The following is a 19,808-nucleotide window of genomic DNA, read 5'->3' as shown; positions in this document are numbered from 1 at the left end:
CGCATGACACACCACTCTTCCCCGGCCTTCCCACGTAAAAGCAGGCCGGCGCTGTCGCCGCTGAGCGCCGCCATCCTGTCGGCGCTGTGCAGCATCTACCCGGTTCGCCTCTATGCGCTGGACGCCAACGCCTTGCCAACCAACGGGCAAGTCACGGCCGGCAGCGGCAGCATCAGCCAGAGCGGCAATGTCATGAATGTGGTGCAGGGCACTGACCGCATGGCCGCTACCTGGAATACGTTCAACATCGGCAGTGCGGCCAAGGTCAATTTCGTGCAACCCTCGGCCTCGTCGGTTGCTCTCAACCGCGTCACATCCAGTGACGCATCGCAGATCATGGGGCAGCTCAATGCGAACGGGCAGGTGTACCTGATCAACCCCTCGGGCATCCTGTTCGGCCAGGGTTCGGCCGTCAACGTCGGTGGCGTGGTAGCCAGTTCGCTGAACATCTCGGATGCCAACTTCATGGCCGGCAACAACCGGTTTGAGGCCGGTGGCGCGGGCGGCGCCGTGATCAACGAAGGCAGCATCGTGGCGGCTGATGGAGGGTACGTGGCGCTGCTCGGTGCACAAGTGCGCAATGCAGGAACCATTACGGCCCGCCTGGGCAGCGTGATGCTGGGCGCCGGCAGGAATATCACGCTGGACTTCAACGGCGACGGCCTGATCAATATGCAGGTGAGCGACCCTTCGCTGGGCGCCAGCGTGGTGAACCAGGGATTGCTCAAGGCCAACGGCGGTGTGGTCGTCATGTCGGCGCGGTCCGGCGATGCGTTGCTGTCCAATGTGGTCAACAACGAAGGCGTAATCGAAGCCACCAGCCTGCAGCGCCGTAACGGCACGGTGCTGCTGGACGGTGGCGACGCAGGCATCGTCGCCGTGAGCGGCCGCATCGATGTCTCGGGCCGAAACGCCGGCGAAACCGGCGGCAGCGTCAAGGCCCTGGGCCAGTACGTCGGCGTTTTCGATGGCGCCCGCATCGACGCCTCGGGCGATGCCGGCGGCGGCGCCGTGCTGGTAGGCGGCAATTACCAGGGAACAGGTACCGAGCGCCAGGCCGTCGGAACTTACATGGGCGAAAACGCCCGCATCCACGCTGACGCGCTGAACAGCGGCGATGGCGGAAAAGTCATCCTGTGGTCCACCGGCAGCACCCGCTTTCACGGCGGCATCACCGTGCTGGGCGGCGGGCAGACCGGCAGCGGCGGCCTGGTCGAGACCTCGGGCCACCACCTGGATGCAACGGGTTTGGTGGATATCAGCGCGGCCTCCGGCAAGGGCGGCACCTGGCTGATCGATCCCTACAACATCAACATCACGAGCACGGCAAGCGTCGGCGCGACCGGGAGCTCACCCTTCACCTCCAGCGGCGCGGCCAGCTCCAACCTGAGTTCGGCCGTGCTCAACGCCTCGCTGTCCGAAGGCGCCAACGTGATAGTCCAAACCTCCGCCGTCGGCGGAACCTCGGGTGACATCAATGTGCTGGACAACGTCAAGGGTGTGGGCAATGCCTCGCTGACCCTGCAGGCGCACCGCAACATCATCATCGGCAGCGGCCGTGTCATTTCCAACGGCACCGGCAAAACCCTTAACGTCTCGCTGGTCTCCAACTACGGCAACACCGGCAACGGCTCGGTGGCATTGACGGGCAGCACCATCACGACCAACGGCGGGGCCATCACCATCAGCGGTGGCAGCAATCCACTGACCGGCTACGCCAGCACCAACCAGAGCGGCGCCTCGGGTGTGGCGCTGAATGGCGCTTCGCTGAACACCAGCGGCGGCGACATCACGATACGCGGCGCTTCCACCTCGACAAGCTCCACCACCAATGCGGTGAATATATCCGGCGCCTCCACGCTCAATGCCGGCGGCGGCAACATCTCCATCCTGGCCAATGTCGCGAGTGCCAGCGCGACCGGCGACGCTTTTGTGCTCACCGGCGGCAGCAATGTCCTCACCAGCGGGGCCGGTTCCATCACGGTGGACAGTACCAACCTGGGTAGCGGCAACGGCACGCGCATTTTCAGCACCAACAACACCCTGGCCGCCAGCGGTTCCGGCAACCTGACGATCAGCGGCAATGCCAGCTCGGGCTTCGGCGTGCTGATCTGCTCCACCGCCAGCGCCTCCACGCAACAACTCACCGTAGGCAGCGGCAACCTGACCGTGCAGGCCAATGCCAACGGCTTCGCAGGCTCGGGCCGCGGTGTGTACCTGGCCGCATCCGGCAGCGGCGCCGTGATGCTCAATGCCACGGCGGGCGGCGCCATCACGCTGGGCGGCAGCAGCACCGGCAGCTATGGCACGGTACTCAACTCGACGGGGGCCGGCTCATCCATCAGCATTTTCTCCGACGGCAACATCACGGTGGCCGGTAATACCTCAGGGGGCACAACGCCCGCGTTGGGGCTGCTGAGTTCGGGCAGCGGCACCAGCGCGGCCACCGCTTCGAAAATCAACATCACTACCACGGCGGGCGCGCTCAAGCTGCTGGCCAACAACAGCGTGGTCAATCCCACCACGGGTTCCTTCAAGGCTGTATCGCTGGACGCCAGCGGCGCCTACGCCAGCATCAACCTGGGCACGCAGTCGGGTGCGCTGACGCTGGACGGCACCAGCCACTCGGGGCGAGGCGTGGACATCGCGCCGTCCGGCACCAATGCGGCGATCAACATCACGACCGGCAGCGGTGCTGTTGCCGTCAACGGCAACAGCACCAGCAGCTTCGGCGGCTACGGCATCGTGCTGAACTCCAGCGGCAATTCCATCGGCGTCAACGTCAGCACCGTGAGCGGCGACATCACCTTTAAGGGCGATTCCATAGGCACCTCAGACGCCATCGCCCTGACCGGCAGCGCTTCCAGTACCAGCTCGGTCAACAATATCGCCTCGCAGGGCGGCAACATCACGCTGCTCGGTAATTTCCACTCGCCGAACACCGGGGAGCTGGATCACGGCATCGCCATCCAGAACGTCGCCAACCGCATCCAGACCACCGGCGCGGGCAACGTGACGCTGGTCGGCAGCGCCGCCGGCCAAGGCAACGGTGTCAGCATCTACGGCGGCGGCAAGGCTTCGCTCAGCGTCGAGAACGGTGCGCTTGCGATCACCGGCAGCGGCGTTCAAGGCGACGGAGTAGGTGTGTTGACCGGCAACAACGTCATACGTGCCACCGGTAGCGGTTCTGTGAGCCTGGCGGGCAGTTCCGCCTCCGGCAGCGGCGTCACCATCTACCCTTCGACGGCGACCAGTTCCGCCGCCATCTCAACGGTATCGGGCAAGCTCTCGATCACCGGCAATAGCGGGGCGGCGTCCACGGCACCAGCGGTTTTGCTGCGCAGCGCTGCCTCCGGCCCGAGCAACGGCGTGAGCATCACCTCGTCCAGCGGAGATATCGCCATCAAGGCCAGCACGGCCGGTTCCGGCGAGGGACTGTCCATTGTTGGCAGCAGCGCCAGTGCCTTCAACACTGTCAGCACCAGCGGCACCGGCAACCTGAGCATTTCAGCCTCTGGCGGGGCTTACGGTATGCGCATAGACGGCGGTACCAACAAGCTGCAGGTGCAGGACGGCCTTTTGTTCATTAACGCCAGTGCACCCAACGGACAGGCATTCAGCCAGTCCTCGGATGTCACGACGATTTCCGCTACCGGCTCCGGTGCTGTGCTGCGCAGTTTTGGCGGCAGGATAAGCAGCAGCCTGACCAGCGGGGATTCGGCTGCGGCCACCGCCGCGCTGCAGTCAGACATGGCAAGCAACAACTGGATGGCGCCATTGGCCGAAACCGTATTCCCACCCTCCGGTAGTGGCCCGGACAAGCTCACCATTTCCGTGGTTTCGTCCAATCCGTCCAGCAAAGGCGAAGAATGAAAACTCCTGTAGTCTCATCCGGCACGGCTTTTAGCTTCTCCACGCTGTCACGCCGAGCCGGGCGGCTGGCGCTAGTCCCGCTGTTGTTGGTGTCGCTGTCCGCCATGGCGGATGGAAAGGCAGGGAAGACCGAGCACGACAATTTCCATTTCCTCGGCGAGATGAACAAGGCCTCGACTGTCATGGTGGTTGAAACCAGGATCGTTCCACCTGAGCTCGGCAAGAAGATTGCATTGGCGGTCGGCCAGGTGATCAGGGACGGCAACCAACCCGGTGCGAAGCGCCCCGGGGATTATCTGCAGTACGAGCCGTTGATACTGGCGCTGGCCGGTCCCGACGGCTCGCGCGTGCATTCCGGCCGTAGCCGCCAGGACATCCTGTCCACTACACGGCGCCTGATGCAGCGGGAGCGCACGCTTGCCCTGATGGAAGCGATGATCCAGTCAAAAACGCAGTTGCTGGCCGTGGCAGAGAAGAACCTGGACACCATTGTGCCGGCCTATACCAATGGCGTGCAGGCTCAGCCCACCACTTACGCACACTACCTGCTGGCTTTCTCCTCGGTTTTCGGGCGCGACAGTGCGCGCCTGAAGGAGGCCCATGCACGACTCAATATGAGCCCGCTGGGCGCCGGCGCGCTCGGCACCTCGAGCTTTCCGGTGAATCGCCAGCGCCTCGCGGAGCTGCTGGGTTTTGACGGCGCAGTGGAAAACTCCTACGACGCGACCCAGCTCGGCGCACTTGACCAGGGTGTGGAACTGGTGAGTCTGTGCAGCAATGCGGCGCTGATGATGGGCGTCCTGGTGCAGGACATGCATACCCAGTACCACCAGACCGCCCCCTGGATCGCAATCCAGGAAGGGCGCCTGACCGGCACGAGCAGCATCATGCCGCAAAAACGCAATCCTTATGCCCTCAACGTGCTGAGGTTACAGGCCAGCGAGGTGGTGGGCGGTGCCTTCACTTACCAGCTGGAGGCGCACAACGTCACGCCCGGCATGCCTGACTACAAGCGCGACCAGGTCGAAAAAACCCTGGACCTCACGACCGGTGCCTTTGTGAAGCTGGCCGACCTGATGAGCAACCTCGTCATTGACCGCAACCGTGCCCTGCAGGAAGTCGACGCCGAGTATTCGACCACCACCGAGCTGGCGGACATCCTGCAGCGAGACGCCGACATCCCCTTCCGGGTTGGCCATCATTTCGCTTCGGACCTCGTCAACTACGGCCGCGCCAACAAGCTCAAGCCCGCCGAGATTCCCTTTGACGTCGCCAGACAGTTATATGCCGAGGCGGTGAAGGCCTTCAATTTTCCGCGGACGGAATTCCCGCTGACGCAGGAGCGTTTCCGGATGTCGCTGACTGCGCAAAACATGCTGGCCTCCAGCAAGGGCCTGGGCGGCCCGCAGCGCGCGGAGACGGTCAGGATGCTGGCGGCCGAGAAGGGCCGGCTGGACCAGGATATAGCTTGGCTCAAGGGACAGCGGGACAAGCTCGCGCGTGCCCAGGACAACCTGGACCGCAGCTTCTCCCGGCTGGGCCAGTGAAGGAGAAGGTGAAACGGGCATCAGCGGTGATACTGGCGCTGCCGGCACGGCTACCGCCGGTTTTCCGCAACGGGAGCACACCGTGACTGACAATGTTTTTTCCCTGGAAAACTTCGAATATCTGTGCTATTCCCGGCAGCAGGAGCCGGCCGCGCGCGAGCTGGTCAAACTGTTGCTTCTGATAGACAGGAACTACGGCAACCTGGACGGTAACTTTGCGCTCAGCCTGTCGACGGCCATAGGCGCGCAGGAGCGCGATGCGCACGGCCTGACCCGCATCACGAGCGCCATCTCGGCCCTGTTTTCCGACCCGGGCTTTCACGTAACGCCCGGCGGCTTTGGACAGCTCATCAACTTCCAGCGTTGGCTCTCGGCGCTGTTTGCCGCCAGCGCTTTCGTCAACTGTGACCACATCCTGAAGTCGCTCAACTTTCTGGGTCCCGGCTCGCCGGAGTTTCATGTGAGCGAGCAGAACCTGGTGAAGTTCTGCATCCTGTATTCACCCGAGTCGGAAATTCCGCTGGACGCGGAACTGCTGTGGCGGCAGAACAAAAAGCTGGCCGCGGCACTGTTCACGGCTTTGCTGTCACCGCGTTTCCTCGGCTCTCCCGCCGCGCACTCCAAGCGCGAGGCACTGCTGGCCTGGCTACCCGCCCATCTCGAAGAAATCGACACCCTGGACCTGCTGCCGCTGGGTATCCTGCACGATGTGTACATGCACTGCAGCTATGCCGACCAGCCCGGCCGCCACGAAATCAAGCGGCCCATCAACCGCCTGGTCCGCAAGAAGCTCGAAGCGCTGGGTCTGGACCGTGTTACGCCCGCGCTCGCCGTGAGAAGCGTGGACAAGCCCATCATGCTGGTGTTGCTCGAGTGGTTCTCCGGCGGACATTCGATTTACCGCACGCATTCCAGAACCCTGGAGGCCGCGCGCCGGCATTTCCGCCTGGTGGCCATTGCCTACTCCGGCAACATCGACGAACTGGGCCGGGCGGTGTTTGACGAGGTGATTGATTTTGCCGCGCCCAACGACATGATCGCCTGCCTGCGTCAGCTGCACGCGCTGGCGGGCGCCCTCAGGCCGGCCGTGTTCTACATGCCCAGCGTCGGCATGTTTCCCATCACCATGTTCGCGGCCAACCAGCGCCTGGCGCCCGTGCAGGTGGCCGCGCTGGGACATCCGGCCACCACGCACTCCGACCGCATTGACTATGTCAGTGTGGAAGACGATTTTGTCGGCGATCCCGCCTGCTTCAGCGAAACCCTGTTGCGCTTGCCGAAAGACGGGCAGCCCTACAGGCCGTCCGCTATTGAGGTCTCATTGGTGCGGCAGCAGCGGCAGGATTCGAGCGTCGTCAACATCGCCGTGGCCGCGACCACCATGAAGCTCAACCCGAAATTCCTGCTGGCCTGCCAGAAGATCAAGGTGAGCGCGCGCAGGCAAGTTCGTTTCCACTTCCTGATCGGGCAGGCGACAGGGCTGATCTATCCGCAGGTGCGAAGGGTGATACACCGCTACCTGCCGGATGCCGAAATCTACGCGCACCAGCCCTATCCAGACTACCTCGCGACCTTCAGCCGCTGTGACATGTTCCTGAGCCCTTTTCCTTTCGGCAACACCAATGGCATTACCGACGCGGTGACGGTCGGCCTGCCCGGTGTGTGCAAGACAGGGCCCGAGGTGTTCGAACATATTGATGAAGCGCTGTTCCGGCGAGTGGGCCTGCCAGACTGGAGCATTGCCGCCAGTGTGGAGGGCTATGTCGCCGCTGCCATCCGCTTGGCCGACGATTACGCGGAGCGGGCCGCACTCTATCAACGGCTGGAGCGGCCTGAGCGCTTGAACGCTTTATTCGAAGGCCGCCCTGAGTGTCTGGGCGAGCGCCTCCATCAGATCTGGTCGGCGATGGGTGAAGCGGCTTTGCCAGTTTTGCCAGACAGGGCGTGATGCATGGCATGACGGTCGAGCGATTTTTCCCAGGCGCACACAGCGACGCAGGCCACACAATTGCCCATCATATTGGTAAGAGAGCGGCATTTCATCAGCCGCTCTATGCCCAGCAACAGGACAATGCCTGCCACCGGAATGAGGTTCAGGCTGGTCAGCGTCGCGGTCAGGGCCAGGAAGGCCGAACCGGCGACGCTGGTGGCGCTCTTCGAAGTCAGCATCGCGATGCCTAGCAGTGACAGCAATGACCAGAAGCCGAGCTCTATATGCGCCACCTGCGCCAGGAAGATCGCCGCCATGGCGATGTAGATGTTGCTGCCGTTCAGGTTGAAGCTGTAGCCGGTCGGCAGCACCAGATTCACCACCGGTTTGGCGCATCCCAGTCTTTCCATTTTTCCGACAAGGCTCGGCAGGGCGGCGATCGATGAGCTGGTGAAAAAAACCAGCAGCAACTCTTCCTTCACATAGGCGACCAGACGGAAGATGTTGCAGCCGGCGGCTCGCGCGATGAGGCCCATCACCACGCAGACAAACAGGATGCTGACGAAGTAGATCGCGGCGAGAAAATGCAGCAGCGGCAGCACGGAGGACATCCCGTAGCGGCCGATCATGAAGGCCACAGCGCCGAAGGCAGCCAATGGCGCCAGCTTCAACACCATGCCCACCATGCTGAGCAATACTTGCTGCACCGCTTCAATGAAATTCAGCAGGCTGCGGCCGCGTTCACCCACGCGTGCCAGTGCGATGCCCGAGAGCAGCGCCAGCAGCAGGACCTGCAGGTTGTTGTTGCCGGTGAAGGCTCCGACAAATGTCGAAGGAATGATGTCGAGCAGAAAGCCCGTTGTGGTTTGTGCGGCCGCTTTTGGTGCCGCCTGTGCGGCATCGACGGAAAAATCCGGGGGGAAACCTTTGCCGGGCGCCAGCAGCACGGCACCCAGAATACCCGCCAGCAGAGAGATCAGTGTCATGGCCTCGAAGTAGATGATGGCCTTGACGCCCACCTGCGTGGCCTGCAGACGGTTGCGCATGCTGGCGATACCGGACGCCACCAGGCAAAAAATCAGCACGCCGATCAGCATGCCGATCAGTCGCAGAAAGCCGTCGCTAAGGGGTTTCATCAGCGCGCCGGTTGACGGCGAAAAGTGCCCGAGCAGCATTCCCGCGGCAAAGGCGAGGGCCATCTGCGCGATGGGATGGCAAAGCGTTTTTCTGATTCTGATCATCGCCCGGCCAGTCTACGGGTGATCCCTGTAGATGCCCGGCGGCCGCGCCATACGGTGGTTTTTTGAGGATGGACGGCATGGGCAATGACGCGAAGGTGTCACGCGCCGCCACAGGTATATACATAAAATCCGGAAACACGATCTCTAATACAAAAAAAAGATGGACTGACGCGATGGAACTGAGGCACCTGCGCTACTTCCTGATGGTTGCCGAGGAGCAGCATTTCACGCGCGCTGCCGAGCGGCTGAACATGCAGCAGCCACCCCTGAGTCACCAGATCCGGTTGCTCGAGGAAGAGCTGGGTTTCGAGCTGTTCCGCCGCCACCCCAAAGGCGCGGCGCTGACGGCTGGCGGCGCGGTGTTTGTGCAGGAAGCCCAGGCCATCTTGCGCAGCGTTGAGCAGGCTTCAGCACGCGCTGCGCGCGCCGCGCAGGGCTTTGAGGGCACACTGGCCATTGGCTTTACCAGTTCAGCCGCGGCCCACCCCTTGATTCCGGGAATCATCCGGGCCTACCGCGGCGCCTATCCCGATGTGCACCTGGACCTCAGGGAGGCCAATGCGGCCGAGCTGACCGAAGGCATAGACAGGGGCAAGGTCAATGTCGCAATTTTGCGTACGCCCGTCAGCCATCCGCATGGCGTGAGCTTTTTCCCCTTGCTCGAAGAAGAACTGCTGTTGATCCTGCCGGTGGGCCACGCATTGGTGGCGGGCGCCGCGAAGGGCAAGATGCCGGTCATTGACTTGAAATCCCTGGTCGATGAGCAATTCATTCTGGTGCGCAGGCACGGCGCGCCAGGCATGTATTCGGATCTGATCGAAGCGTGCGAACAGGCAGGCTTCACACCCAAAATCGCCTCGGAGGTCGAGCGTATGCTGACCAACATCAGCCTGGTCGCGGCGGGCGCGGGCGTTTCTGTGGTTCCCGCATCCATGAAGGATTTCCACCGCGAGAGCGTGGTGTACTGCCGCATCCGCTATGCCAAGCCCGCACTGATGGCGCCCATCACGATGGTGAACCGGGACGACAGCAACTCACCGGCCGAAAAGAATTTCATGGACCTGGCCAAGAGCCTGGCGCGGCAGTACAAAGCCTGAGCGCGGATGCCTGGGCATCAAACACCTCAGCCCCAAGCCAGTTCCGGTGCAAAATGAAGCTGGTAGTCACCTGGGTTTGGTGCATTGTGTTAATTCCGGTTTCAGTCCTTTGGCCGTGTGCCAGGGATGCCAGAAACAACATGGCAGTGTTCGGCACGGCTTCAGCGGGAATGGCAAGATGCCAAACGCCGTTGCTTCAGCCTGCCGCGATCCGCTGGACGCGACTTTGAGGCGGGCGCCACGGTGCCAGGGGCGGGAGCGTTCTGGCGAGGCGGAGATATCAACGTCCATGAACCCAATCATTCAATCATTCAATTTCAGGCAGAGGTGTGCCATGAGGGCATTTAAATCAGGTTCAAGTTTTGTGATTGTCGCGGCGCTGTTGGCGGCCGGCTGTGCGTTTACGCCGGTAAAGCCCGGCATGACCCGCGAGGAGGTCTTCGCTCTTCGCGGGACACCGTCCAGGGTGTTGCCGCTGGATGCGGGGACCCGGCTGCAGTATTCGGGCCAGCCGCTCGGCCAGTTCGCCACCATGATCGACCTGGACGCCTCTGGCAGGGTCGTCAGTGTCCGCGAGGTCTTGACGCCGGCAGAGTTTTCAAGAGTCCAGCCGGGCAAGTGGACCCGCGCGGACATGGAGCGTGAATTTGGCCGACCCGCAAGGATTGACCGTGTCGCCTCCTGGTCGGGAGACATCATGACTTACCGCTGGCGGGACAACGACCAGCCGATGTTTTTCTGGGCATATCTGGACGGCAACAACGTGATTCAACGCACCGGCCAGGGCATGGAATTCCCTTTGCGGGTCAAAGACCGTTAAAGGGTGTATTCCCCGTTAATCGGGCGTCGCGGAGCGGCCGATATCCGGCCACCGGTGATGCAGGTAGACCCAGGCCAGCAAGCCGATACACATCATCCCGAGCGAGACTGCGGCCAGCGCGCGCGTTGAGTGCATTGCCAGCGGGGCAATGACACCGGCAACAATGCCGTTGGCGGTGGATCCCACGAAGGCTTGCAGCGAAGACGCCATGCCGCGCCGCGCGGGATAAAGGTCCAGCACCAGCAGCGTGACCACCGGCACCATCAGCGCCCAGCCGAATGCAAACACGGCGATGGGAATGAGGGACCAGGAAACATGCGGAGGAAACAGCATGTTGGCCGCCAGGTTGAGCACTGAGGTGACCAGCATGATGACAAAGCCGTGCCGTATCTGCTGCTTGGGGGCAATCTTCCCCGCCAGGCGGCCGCTCAGCCAGGCGCCGGACATGATGCCGGAAATGGTCAGGACGAAAAACCAGAAAAATTCGGTAGGCTGCAGCGCCAGGTGCGCTCCCAAAAACTCTGGCGCTGACAGTACATACAAAAACATGCCGTTGAAGGGCACGCCGCTGGCCAGCGCCAGCAATAAAAAGCGTGGACTCGAACCCAGCTGCCAATAGCCCCGCATCAGGTGCCTGACCTCAAACGGCTGGCGTTCCAGCGCCGGAAGCGTCTCTGGCAAAAAACGGAAGTTGGTAACCCACAGGATCGCGCCCACTCCCGTCAGGAACCAGAAAATGCTGTGCCAGCCCAGATGCACAAAAAGCCAGCCGCCGACGATTGGGGCCAATGCAGGCGCCACCCCGAAATAAATGGTGACCTGACTCATCACCTGCTGTGCCTGGGCTGGCGGGTACATATCCCGTATGACGGCGCGCGACACCACGATGCCAGCGCCAGTCGACAGGCCCTGTACGGCCCGGAAGAAAACCAGTTGCCCGATGCTTTGCGACAGCGCGCAACCTGCCGACGCCAGGGTGAACAGCGCGATACCCCACAGCACTACCGGCCGCCGGCCGAAACTATCGGCCAGCGCGCCGTGAAACAGGTTCATGAAGGCAAAACCGAACAGGTAAGCCGACAGTGTCTGCTGCATCTCTACGGGCGACGCCCCCAGCGACTGCGCCATGCCGGCAAACGCCGGAATATAGGTGTCGATGGAAAAGGGCCCGAGCATGCCGAGGACGGCCAGCAGGGCGGCAAGGGTCCAGCGCGGGGCACGCCAGAGTTCGTCGGCGTTCGGGTTCATTCTTTCTTCAGTTTGAGGGCCGTCTCGTACAGCTCGTTGCGGCCCATGCCTGTGATTTCCGCGGCGACTTTCACGGCGGTCTTGAGAGGCAATTCCGCCAGCAGCAGCTGCAGGACCCGTGTGCCATCTTCAGGGCTATCGGCTGCAGCGCAAGGATGCAGCACCAGCGCAAACTCGCCGCGCGTGCGCTGGGATCCAGCGGCCAGCCAGCCGGAAAAATCCTGCGCCGGCACAGTGGCAATTTCCTCGAACTGTTTGGTCAGCTCGCGGCCGATTGTGACCAGGCGGCCTTGCAGTACAGCCAGCGCTTTGGCAAGTGCTTCAATGCGGTGCGGCGCTTCCAGAATCACGATAGCTCGCGTATCGGTTTGCAGCGCCTGGATAGCCTGGTCGCGTTCACCGGCCTTGCTCGGCAAAAAACCCGCAAACACAAAACCTGTTTCGCCCCCCGGGCTGCCGAGCCCGGCCACGCTCAGCACTGCGGTGACGCTGCTGGCGCCTGGCAAAGGCATGATGGCCAATCCAGCCGCACGAACGGACGCAACCAAACGTGCGCCAGGGTCGCTTACGGCCGGCGTACCGGCGTCGCTGATATAGGCCACACGCTCACCTCGCTGCAGGCGTTCGATCACAAGGCCCGCGGCCTCTGCTTCATTGTGTTCGTGCACCGCCAGCAAAGGCTTGTCAATGCCGTACTGGCGAAGCAGGGGCTGGGAATGGCGCTTGTCTTCGCAGGCGATGGCGTCAACCAGTTGGAGCACCTGCAGGGCGCGCAGGCTGATGTCGGCCAGGTTTCCGATGGGCGTGGCCACGACATAGAGCGCACTTTCCGGATAATGCTGCATGCCTGCTGCGGCACGTGCCGCATCCAGTGCCAGGTCGAAAGAAGCGTTCAATGTGGTTTTCCAGAAAACAGGTTGCCAAGGTGCTGCCGGGCGGTGCCGTGAATGGCACCCGATCAACAGGCACCCAACCGTCACCCGGGCAGGTTACCACCAAGTCCCGGGGCGACGCTGCCGAGTCCGCTGCGCTCGCCTATCTGCTGAAGGCCGGTCTCAAGCTGGTGGAAGTCAATTACAAAACACCCGGCCGTGGCGGTGGGGAAATCGACCTGGTGATGCGCGCGCCAGACGGTACGCTGGTGTTTGTGGAGGTGCGCCAGCGCACGGGCAATCTGCATGGGGGGGCGGGCGCCAGTATCAGCACCGTCAAGCAGCAGCGCATCATTTTTGCGGCGCGTCATTACCTTACGCGGTTTGCCAGTCCGCCGCCGTGCCGCTTTGATGTGGTTCTGGTCAATGGTGCGCTGGGTGGCTCGGTGGGTGGGGCGCCGGCCTCTTCTGCCGGCATTGAGTGGCTCCCTGCGGCGTTTGATGCCTCATGATGTGCCTGGAGAGGCCTTCCATTCGTTTTTTTACATAAAATAGGCCTCATGCCCTTTAGGGCCGCGCGCTAGCAGCTATCAAATTGATAGCTATTGGTGCTATCACGAGGCGTCACTGAATGACGCCTGCAGCCCTGGGGCCTGCCATGTGCGTTGGCGCGTCGCCCTGTAGCGGGAACACAAACACTCACAAATCACCTTCCCACGACAAAGCCATGGGGCCTCTGTAAGTTATTGATTCATATAGCGCGTTGCACCGGTTTCGCGAGGCAAACGGGGCTTCACCGCTGAAGGGCAATCATGACCCGCTATCATTGGCGCCATGCTTGAACAACGTATCGAACAGCAGTTCATTGACAGCGCCGACTTGAAATACCAGGCAGCGCAAGTGCTTTCCAAGCCGATTGCGGCTGCTGTACAGGCCATATTGGCCAGTGTCACCAGTGGCGGCAAGGTGCTGGCCTGCGGCAACGGCGGGTCGGCGGCCGATGCCCAGCACTTCGCTGCCGAGTTTGTGGGACGCTATGAGCGCGAGCGGCCGGAATTGGGCGCGATTGCGCTGACCACCGACAGCTCCATCCTCACGGCGATCGCCAACGATTACGACTTCACGGTGATCTTCTCGAAGCAGGTGCGTGCCCTGGGCGGCGCTGGCGACGTGTTGCTGGCTATCAGCACCAGCGGTAACTCCGCCAATGTGCTGGCCGCCATCGAAGCGGCGCACGAGCGTGAAATGACCGTGGTAGCGCTGACAGGCCGGGGCGGCGGCAAGATGACGCATGCCCTGCGTGAAACCGATGTGCATATCTGTGTGCCGCATGAAAGAACCGCGCGCATCCAGGAAGTCCATCTTCTCGTCCTTCACTGTATTTGCGACGGTGTGGACACCCAGTTACTTGGTGATCAGGAGACCTCTGTATGAAATTTGCCTCGTTGAAGCGGCTGAGTTTGGCCATCGGTACATCGGTGTTGATCGGCGGGACGCTGACGGCCTGTTTTCCTTTGGTGGTGGGTGGCATGGCCGGCGGCGCGCTGGTTGCCACTGACCGCCGCACATCAGGCGCGCAGCTGGAAGATGAAGGCATTGAATTGCGGGCCGCCAGCCGGATTCGCACCAACGTGGGCGACCGCGTGCATGTCAATCTGACCAGCTACAACCGCCAGGTGTTGCTGACAGGTGAAGTGCCCAGTGCGCAGGACAAGCAGCTGGTCGAGCAGATCGTTTCACGTGTGGAAAATGTGACCTCGGTGGTCAACGAGCTGGCCGTGATGGGCAACTCGACGCTGACGCAGCGCTCATCCGACACGTTCGTCACCGGCCGTGTCAAGGCAATGCTGGTGGATGCCCGAGACTTGTCCCTGAACGCTTTCAAAGTGGTAACCGAGCGTGGTACGACCTACCTGATGGGACGTGTGACGCAGCGCGAGGCGGATCGCGCCACCGAAGTGGTCCGTTCTACCCCGGGGGTGCAAAAAGTCATCCGCATGTTCGAGATCATCAGCGAGGAAGAGTTGGCCCGCATGCTGCCAAAGCCTGATGCACCGCCTGCCGCCGCCAAGCCCGCGGGCGGCTGAAAACCGGGGCTGGCGGCCCCTGCCTGGGCCGCTTAAATCTTTCCCTCGTTCCCTTCGGCCGTCCTGACGTTTATTTCAGGCGTTTGATCAGGCTGGAAGTGTCCCACCGCTGGCCACCCATGGCCTGCACATCCGCATAAAACTGGTCCACCAGTGCCGTGACGGGCAGGCGTGCCCCATTGCGCTTGGCCTCGTCGAGCACGAGGCCAAGGTCCTTGCGCATCCAGTCGACAGCAAAACCGAAGTCAAACTTGTCGGCCACCATGGTCTTGCCGCGGTTGTCGAGCTGCCAGCTTTGTGCGGCCCCCTTGCCGATGACGTCGAGCACCTGGTTCACATCCAGCCCGGCTTTCTGGCCAAACGCGACCGCTTCACTGAGGCCCTGCACCAGCCCGGCAATGCAGATCTGGTTGACCATCTTGGTGAGTTGGCCCGCGCCGCTTGGGCCCATCAGGGTGAAGGCTTTTGAAAAGGCCATGCCGACCGGCTTCACGGCGTCAAACGCCACAACATCACCGCCACACATCACCGTCAGCGCGCCGTTCTGCGCGCCAGCCTGGCCGCCTGACACGGGGGCGTCAATGAACTGGAGGCCAAGTTTGATGGCTGCTGCCGAGAGCTCGCGTGCCACGTCGGCCGAAGCGGTGGTGTGGTCGACGAAAATCGCGCCTGGCTTCATGCCGGCAAACGCGCCGTCGGCGCCCAGCGTGACGGAACGCAAATCGTCATCGTTGCCGACACAGCAAAACACAATGTCGGCATCTGCTGCAGCCAGACGCGGCAGCGGAGCATGCGCCGGTGTTGCTGCAGACGCAAACTCTGCACACCAGGCCTCTGCCTTGGCGGGGCTGCGGTTGTACACCGTGACCCGGTGGCCGGCAAGCGCCAGATGCCCGGCCATGGGATAACCCATGACACCAAGGCCCAGAAAGGCGACTTTGCGGGCCGGCGAGGGATCGTACGTTTTAGTGGTGGTGCTGGACATGGATTTGAAGTGCGCTGAGGTTGCAGGGCGGAGCGAAATGGCGAAAAAATAATGACCAAAAGACGGCGGCGGAAGGCGTGGCGGAAACGGCTGCGCCAATCAAACCGCGGGCGTGAAACCAGGCCCGCGGGGTGCTTTATACGATGGCGAAGTTTTCGGTGCCTGCGGCCAGGTCCACCGACTTGGCGCGTTGCGAATTGAGCTTGATCTGCAAGCGCAGGTCGTTCACCGAATCCGCATTGCGCAAGGCATCTTCATAAGTGATGAAGTGGCTCTCGAACGCGTCATACAGCGCCTGGTCGAAAGTCTGCATGCCCAGGTTGCGGCTCTTCTTCATGATCTCCTTGATTTCGGAGACTTCGCCTTTGAAGATCAGGTCGGAGATCAGTGGTGAGTTGAGCATGACTTCGACCGCCGCAAAACGGCCCTTGCCGTCCTGCTTGGGCACCAGGCGCTGTGAAATCATGGCCTTGAGGTTGAGTGACAAGTCCATCAGCAATTGGGTGCGACGCTCTTCAGGGAAGAAGTTGATCACGCGGTCCAGCGCCTGGTTGGCGCTGTTGGCGTGCAGAGTGGCCAGGCACAGGTGGCCTGTTTCGGCAAACGCGATGGCGTGTTCCATGGTTTCGCGGTCGCGGATCTCGCCCATCAGGATCACATCGGGCGCCTGGCGCAACGTGTTTTTCAGGGCCGCTTCCCAGCTGTCGGTGTCCAGACCCACTTCGCGCTGTGTGATCACACAGTTCTTGTGCGCATGGACAAACTCCACCGGGTCTTCAATGGTGATGATGTGGCCGAAGGATTGTTCGTTGCGCCAGTCGACCATGGCCGCCAGCGTGGTCGATTTGCCCGAGCCGGTGGCGCCGACCAGGATGGTCAGGCCGCGCTTGCTCATCACGACTTCTTTCAGCACCTGGGGCACACCCAGTCCGTCGATGGTGGGCAGCACGGCTGGAATCGTCCGCATCACCATGCCGACCTTGCCTTGCTGGATGAAGGCATTGACACGGAAGCGCCCCACGCCGGGCGGCGAAATCGCAAAATTGCATTCCTTGGTGCGCTCAAACTCGGCAGCCTGCTTGTCGTTCATGATGGAACGGGCCAGCGCCAGCGTGTGGCCGGCGTTCAGCGGCTGCGGCGACACCTTGGTCACTTTGCCGTCGACTTTCATGGCCGGCGGAAAGTCGCCCGTGATGAACAAGTCACTGCCATTACGGCTGACCATCAGTTTGAGAAGGTCGTTAATGAATTTACTAGCCTGGTCGCGTTCCATTTGCGACTCCTTTCAAACAGATTGCAGTGGTCAACGGAAAGACGGCGAAATTGACGGACCAGCAATTTTTCGCCGGGCCGCCCCAAGAAAAATTAGCCCCTCGGGGGGCAGCGCATTACACGAAGTGAAAAACGTGGGGGCCATGCCTAACCCGGGAAATTCTCCGGAATCTTGGCTTTGCCGCGTGCCTCCGCGGCGGAAATCACATTGCGCTTGACCAGGTCGGTCAAATTCTGGTCCAGCGTCTGCATGCCCACGCTGTTGCCGGTCTGGATGGAAGAGTACATCTGTGCGACCTTGGCTTCACGGATCAGATTGCGGATGGCGCTGGTGCCCAGCATGATCTCGTGCGCAGCAACCCGGCCCGCGCCGTCCTTGGTCTTGCACAGCGTTTGCGAGATCACCGCCTGCAGCGACTCCGACAGCATGGAGCGGATCATTTCCTTTTCTTCGGCCGGGAACACGTCGATGATCCGGTCAATCGTTTTTGCGGCGCTGGACGTGTGCAGCGTGCCAAACACAAGGTGGCCGGTTTCAGCGGCCGACATGGCCAGGCGAATGGTTTCCAGGTCGCGCATTTCACCCACCAGGATGGCGTCCGGATCTTCACGCAGCGCGGATTTCAGCGCGGCGTTGAAGCTCAGGGTGTGCGGGCCGACCTCACGCTGGTTGATCAGGCATTTTTTGGATTCGTGCACGAATTCAATCGGGTCTTCCACCGTGAGGATGTGGCCGTACTCGGTTTCGTTCAGGAAGTTGACCATGGCGGCCAGAGTGGTGGATTTACCCGAACCCGTGGGCCCCGTCACCAGCACCATGCCGCGCGGCTTGAGTGCCAGGTCGCCGAAAATCTTGGGCGCGTTGAGCTGTTCCAGCGTCAGGATCTTGGACGGGATGGTTCGCAGCACAGCGCCGGCGCCGCGATTCTGGTTGAAGGCATTGACCCGGAAGCGGGCCAGCCCGTCGATTTCGAAGGAGAAGTCGACTTCCAGGAATTCTTCATACGTTTTGCGCTGGGTGTCGTTCATGATGTCGTACACCATGGAATGCACCTGCTTGTGGTCCAGCGGATCGATGTTGATGCGCCGCACATCGCCGTGAACCCGGATCATGGGGGGCAAGCCTGCCGACAAATGCAAGTCAGACGCCTTGTTCTTGACGCTAAAAGCCAGCAGCTGCGTGATATCCATCCCGGGGCCCTTTGAAAATGGTTTCCAAACTTAAGTTTACAGTTCGATTATGACCACGATTGTGCGCAATCTCCAGCTTGTCCGTGACCGGATAACCACGGCTTGCTTCGCCGCCAACCGCAATCCGGCTACCGTGCGGCTGCTGGCTGTATCCAAAACCTTTGGCGCCGACGCGGTGGCGGATGCCGCCTCGGACGGCCAGCGCGCCTTTGGCGAAAACTACATTGCCGAGGGCGTAGAGAAGATCCTGGCGCTGCGGACGCAAGCTGGCATGCCGGCGCTCGAGTGGCACTGCATCGGCCCGGTGCAAAGCAACAAAACCCGGGTGGTGGCCGAGCACTTCGACTGGGTACAGTCGGTGGATCGCCTGAAGATCGCCCAGCGCTTGAGCGAGCAACGGCCGCCTGATCTGCCGCCGCTCCAGATCTGCCTGCAGGTCAACGTAGACGGCGGCGCCAACAAGTCAGGCCTGCCGCCTGATGAGGTCCTGGCGCTGGCGCGAGAGGTGGCCCAGTTGCCGCGCCTGGTGCTGCGTGGTTTCATGTCGATTCCAGAGCCTGCTATTGATTTTATAGCGGCGTGCGCAGTACATGCGCGGGCCAAGGCCATTTTTGATGAGATAAATGCATCGGGCGTGTTGCCCACGCGCATGGACACCTTGTCAATGGGCATGACGGGCGACCTGGAGGCAGCCATTCATGCCGGCAGCACCATGGTTCGCGTAGGGACTGCCATCTTCGGTGATAGATAGACCCCCACGGTCGCTCACTGCGTGTAGCTTCCTGCCCCCGAGGGGCCGCTGCGCCTGCGGCCCGGCAAAGCCGGTTCCGCGGCCCCTGCTGGTGAAGATGTCCCCGCCTCGGGAGCTGCTTCTACTTCCTGGGTGGCGCGATGGGTTTGATATTGCCGCAGTCGGCTGACAGCCATTTGCCCGCGGCGTCCATGGTCATCTTCTCGGGCTTGCCTTTGACGGTGGTCGTGGCGTTCATTTTCATCGTGTAGGCGGTGTCACCGTTGAAGGTAATCACCCCTTCACCGCTGGAAGGGGGCTGGGTGCAGACGTAGGAGAGCTTCATGGTGTTGCCACTGCGCGGCGACTGGGTGGTCTTGCAGTCGCCCTGTTGCTGTTGCGGCAACTCGTTGCGATCGGCCATCTCCTTCGTAATACACATTTTCATGCTCATGCCGCCGCCGGCGGCCGTGCCCATGGACATTCCCTGTTTTGCCAGCATGTCCTGCATCTGTTTGCGTTGTTCTGGCGGCATGCTTGCTATCTGTTTTTCCATGTTGGCCATGGCTTTTTCCATCTCGCCGGAGCTCGATTGCATCTTGTTTGTCATCTCCCACAGTCCCGGTTTGGTGGTTTGAGCCATCGCGGGCAGGGCAGTCAGGATCAGCAGGCCCAGCAATGTGGTGCGTGGGGCGGATAAAGGATTCAGCAAGCTCTTGTTCATGGATTCTCCAAAGGCCACCGATTGCGGCGGCCCAGTCTAGGATGGGTATGCGCATTCATGCAAGTGCGAAATTTCCCGAAACGGCATGCAACTCCGGTCGGCTCCCCCAAAGCGCATCGAGTGTGCCGCCGGGATTCCAGGACGCAGGAAATCGTAGCGCGGGCGGAATGCAGCAGTGCCGGGTGTTGTTG

16 protein-coding genes are annotated in these 19,808 nt (G+C 61.8%); 9 read left to right on the top strand and 7 right to left on the bottom strand.

Going from position 1 to position 19,808, the window contains the following annotated elements:
- Positions 1–3 precede the first annotated feature (3 nt).
- The 3 genes from ACQ4MS_RS07590 to ACQ4MS_RS07580 all read left to right on the top strand — a co-directional run bounded on the left by ACQ4MS_RS07590 (position 4) and on the right by ACQ4MS_RS07580 (position 7,368).
- Entirely contained in the window at positions 4–3,873 is a 3,870-nt protein-coding gene (locus tag ACQ4MS_RS07590; RefSeq protein WP_431098800.1) for a beta strand repeat-containing protein, read from the top strand.
- Positions 3,870–5,420, top strand: a complete 1,551-nt coding sequence (locus ACQ4MS_RS07585; RefSeq protein ID WP_431098799.1) for a lyase family protein — start codon at positions 3,870–3,872, stop codon at positions 5,418–5,420. The genes ACQ4MS_RS07590 and ACQ4MS_RS07585 overlap by 4 nt, the downstream gene beginning before the upstream one ends.
- A gap of 82 nt (positions 5,421–5,502) precedes the next feature.
- Positions 5,503–7,368: a peptide transporter gene (locus ACQ4MS_RS07580; protein ID WP_431098798.1), complete on the top strand. Its 1,866-nt coding sequence runs from the start codon at positions 5,503–5,505 to the stop codon at positions 7,366–7,368.
- On the opposite strand, the gene ACQ4MS_RS07575 is transcribed toward ACQ4MS_RS07580, so the two are convergent.
- Entirely contained in the window at positions 7,311–8,591 is a 1,281-nt protein-coding gene (locus tag ACQ4MS_RS07575) for a cation:dicarboxylate symporter family transporter (RefSeq protein ID WP_431098797.1), read from the bottom strand. The two genes, ACQ4MS_RS07580 and ACQ4MS_RS07575, sit on opposite strands and share 58 nt — an antisense overlap.
- A 173-nt stretch (positions 8,592–8,764) precedes the next feature.
- On the opposite strand from ACQ4MS_RS07575, the gene ACQ4MS_RS07570 reads away from it, so the two are divergent.
- Positions 8,765–9,688 carry a LysR family transcriptional regulator gene (locus ACQ4MS_RS07570; RefSeq protein WP_431098796.1) on the top strand — a complete coding sequence of 308 codons (924 nt, stop codon included), beginning with the start codon at positions 8,765–8,767 and terminating at the stop codon, positions 9,686–9,688.
- Positions 9,689–10,022: 334 nt separating this feature from the next.
- Positions 10,023–10,508 carry a hypothetical protein gene (locus ACQ4MS_RS07565; protein ID WP_431098794.1) on the top strand — a complete coding sequence of 162 codons (486 nt, stop codon included), beginning with the start codon at positions 10,023–10,025 and terminating at the stop codon, positions 10,506–10,508.
- A 15-nt stretch (positions 10,509–10,523) separates the two neighbouring features.
- Here the strand turns inward: ACQ4MS_RS07565 and ACQ4MS_RS07560 are convergent, their stop codons facing one another.
- Both ACQ4MS_RS07560 and rsmI read right to left on the bottom strand, forming a co-directional pair.
- Entirely contained in the window at positions 10,524–11,756 is a 1,233-nt protein-coding gene (locus ACQ4MS_RS07560) for a multidrug effflux MFS transporter (RefSeq protein ID WP_431098792.1), read from the bottom strand.
- Positions 11,753–12,601 (bottom strand): 16S rRNA (cytidine(1402)-2'-O)-methyltransferase, encoded by an 849-nt coding sequence (rsmI, locus tag ACQ4MS_RS07555; RefSeq protein WP_431099555.1) that lies wholly within the window; start codon positions 12,599–12,601, stop codon positions 11,753–11,755. The genes ACQ4MS_RS07560 and rsmI overlap by 4 nt, the downstream gene beginning before the upstream one ends.
- Before the next feature lie 50 nt (positions 12,602–12,651).
- On the opposite strand from rsmI, the gene ACQ4MS_RS07550 reads away from it, so the two are divergent.
- The 3 genes from ACQ4MS_RS07550 (at position 12,652) to ACQ4MS_RS07540 (ending at position 14,715) form a co-directional block, all read left to right on the top strand.
- Positions 12,652–13,140, top strand: coding sequence for a YraN family protein (locus tag ACQ4MS_RS07550; RefSeq protein WP_431098790.1), 489 nt, complete (start codon positions 12,652–12,654; stop codon positions 13,138–13,140).
- Positions 13,141–13,462: 322 nt separating this feature from the next.
- Positions 13,463–14,062 (top strand): phosphoheptose isomerase, encoded by a 600-nt coding sequence (locus ACQ4MS_RS07545; RefSeq protein ID WP_431098788.1) that lies wholly within the window; start codon positions 13,463–13,465, stop codon positions 14,060–14,062.
- The gene (locus ACQ4MS_RS07540) at positions 14,059–14,715 is read left to right on the top strand and encodes a BON domain-containing protein (protein ID WP_431098785.1); all 657 of its coding nucleotides are present in this window, start codon (positions 14,059–14,061) and stop codon (positions 14,713–14,715) included. Before ACQ4MS_RS07545 ends, ACQ4MS_RS07540 begins: the two co-directional genes overlap by 4 nt.
- Positions 14,716–14,785: 70 nt before the next feature.
- On the opposite strand, the gene ACQ4MS_RS07535 is transcribed toward ACQ4MS_RS07540, so the two are convergent.
- From ACQ4MS_RS07535 to ACQ4MS_RS07525, 3 genes are all read right to left on the bottom strand, one after another.
- Complete coding sequence (locus ACQ4MS_RS07535; protein ID WP_431098783.1) at positions 14,786–15,700, bottom strand: NAD(P)-dependent oxidoreductase; 915 nt, start codon at positions 15,698–15,700, stop codon at positions 14,786–14,788.
- A 136-nt stretch (positions 15,701–15,836) separates the two neighbouring features.
- Positions 15,837–16,973 carry a PilT/PilU family type 4a pilus ATPase gene (locus ACQ4MS_RS07530; RefSeq protein WP_431098781.1) on the bottom strand — a complete coding sequence of 379 codons (1,137 nt, stop codon included), beginning with the start codon at positions 16,971–16,973 and terminating at the stop codon, positions 15,837–15,839.
- A gap of 146 nt (positions 16,974–17,119) precedes the next feature.
- Positions 17,120–18,163, bottom strand: a complete 1,044-nt coding sequence (locus tag ACQ4MS_RS07525) for a type IV pilus twitching motility protein PilT (protein ID WP_431098780.1) — start codon at positions 18,161–18,163, stop codon at positions 17,120–17,122.
- Between the two features lie 49 nt (positions 18,164–18,212).
- On the opposite strand from ACQ4MS_RS07525, the gene ACQ4MS_RS07520 reads away from it, so the two are divergent.
- Positions 18,213–18,914, top strand: a complete 702-nt coding sequence (locus ACQ4MS_RS07520; RefSeq protein WP_431098779.1) for a YggS family pyridoxal phosphate-dependent enzyme — start codon at positions 18,213–18,215, stop codon at positions 18,912–18,914.
- 121 nt (positions 18,915–19,035) lie between these two features.
- On the opposite strand, the gene ACQ4MS_RS07515 is transcribed toward ACQ4MS_RS07520, so the two are convergent.
- Positions 19,036–19,617 (bottom strand): DUF3617 domain-containing protein, encoded by a 582-nt coding sequence (locus ACQ4MS_RS07515; RefSeq protein ID WP_431098778.1) that lies wholly within the window; start codon positions 19,615–19,617, stop codon positions 19,036–19,038.
- Between the last annotated feature and the right edge of the window lie 191 nt (positions 19,618–19,808).

This window comes from Polaromonas aquatica, from assembly GCF_050626995.1.
Lineage (GTDB): Bacteria > Pseudomonadota > Gammaproteobacteria > Burkholderiales > Burkholderiaceae_C > Polaromonas > Polaromonas aquatica_A.
This window is presented reverse-complemented; position numbering and strand designations above follow the sequence as displayed.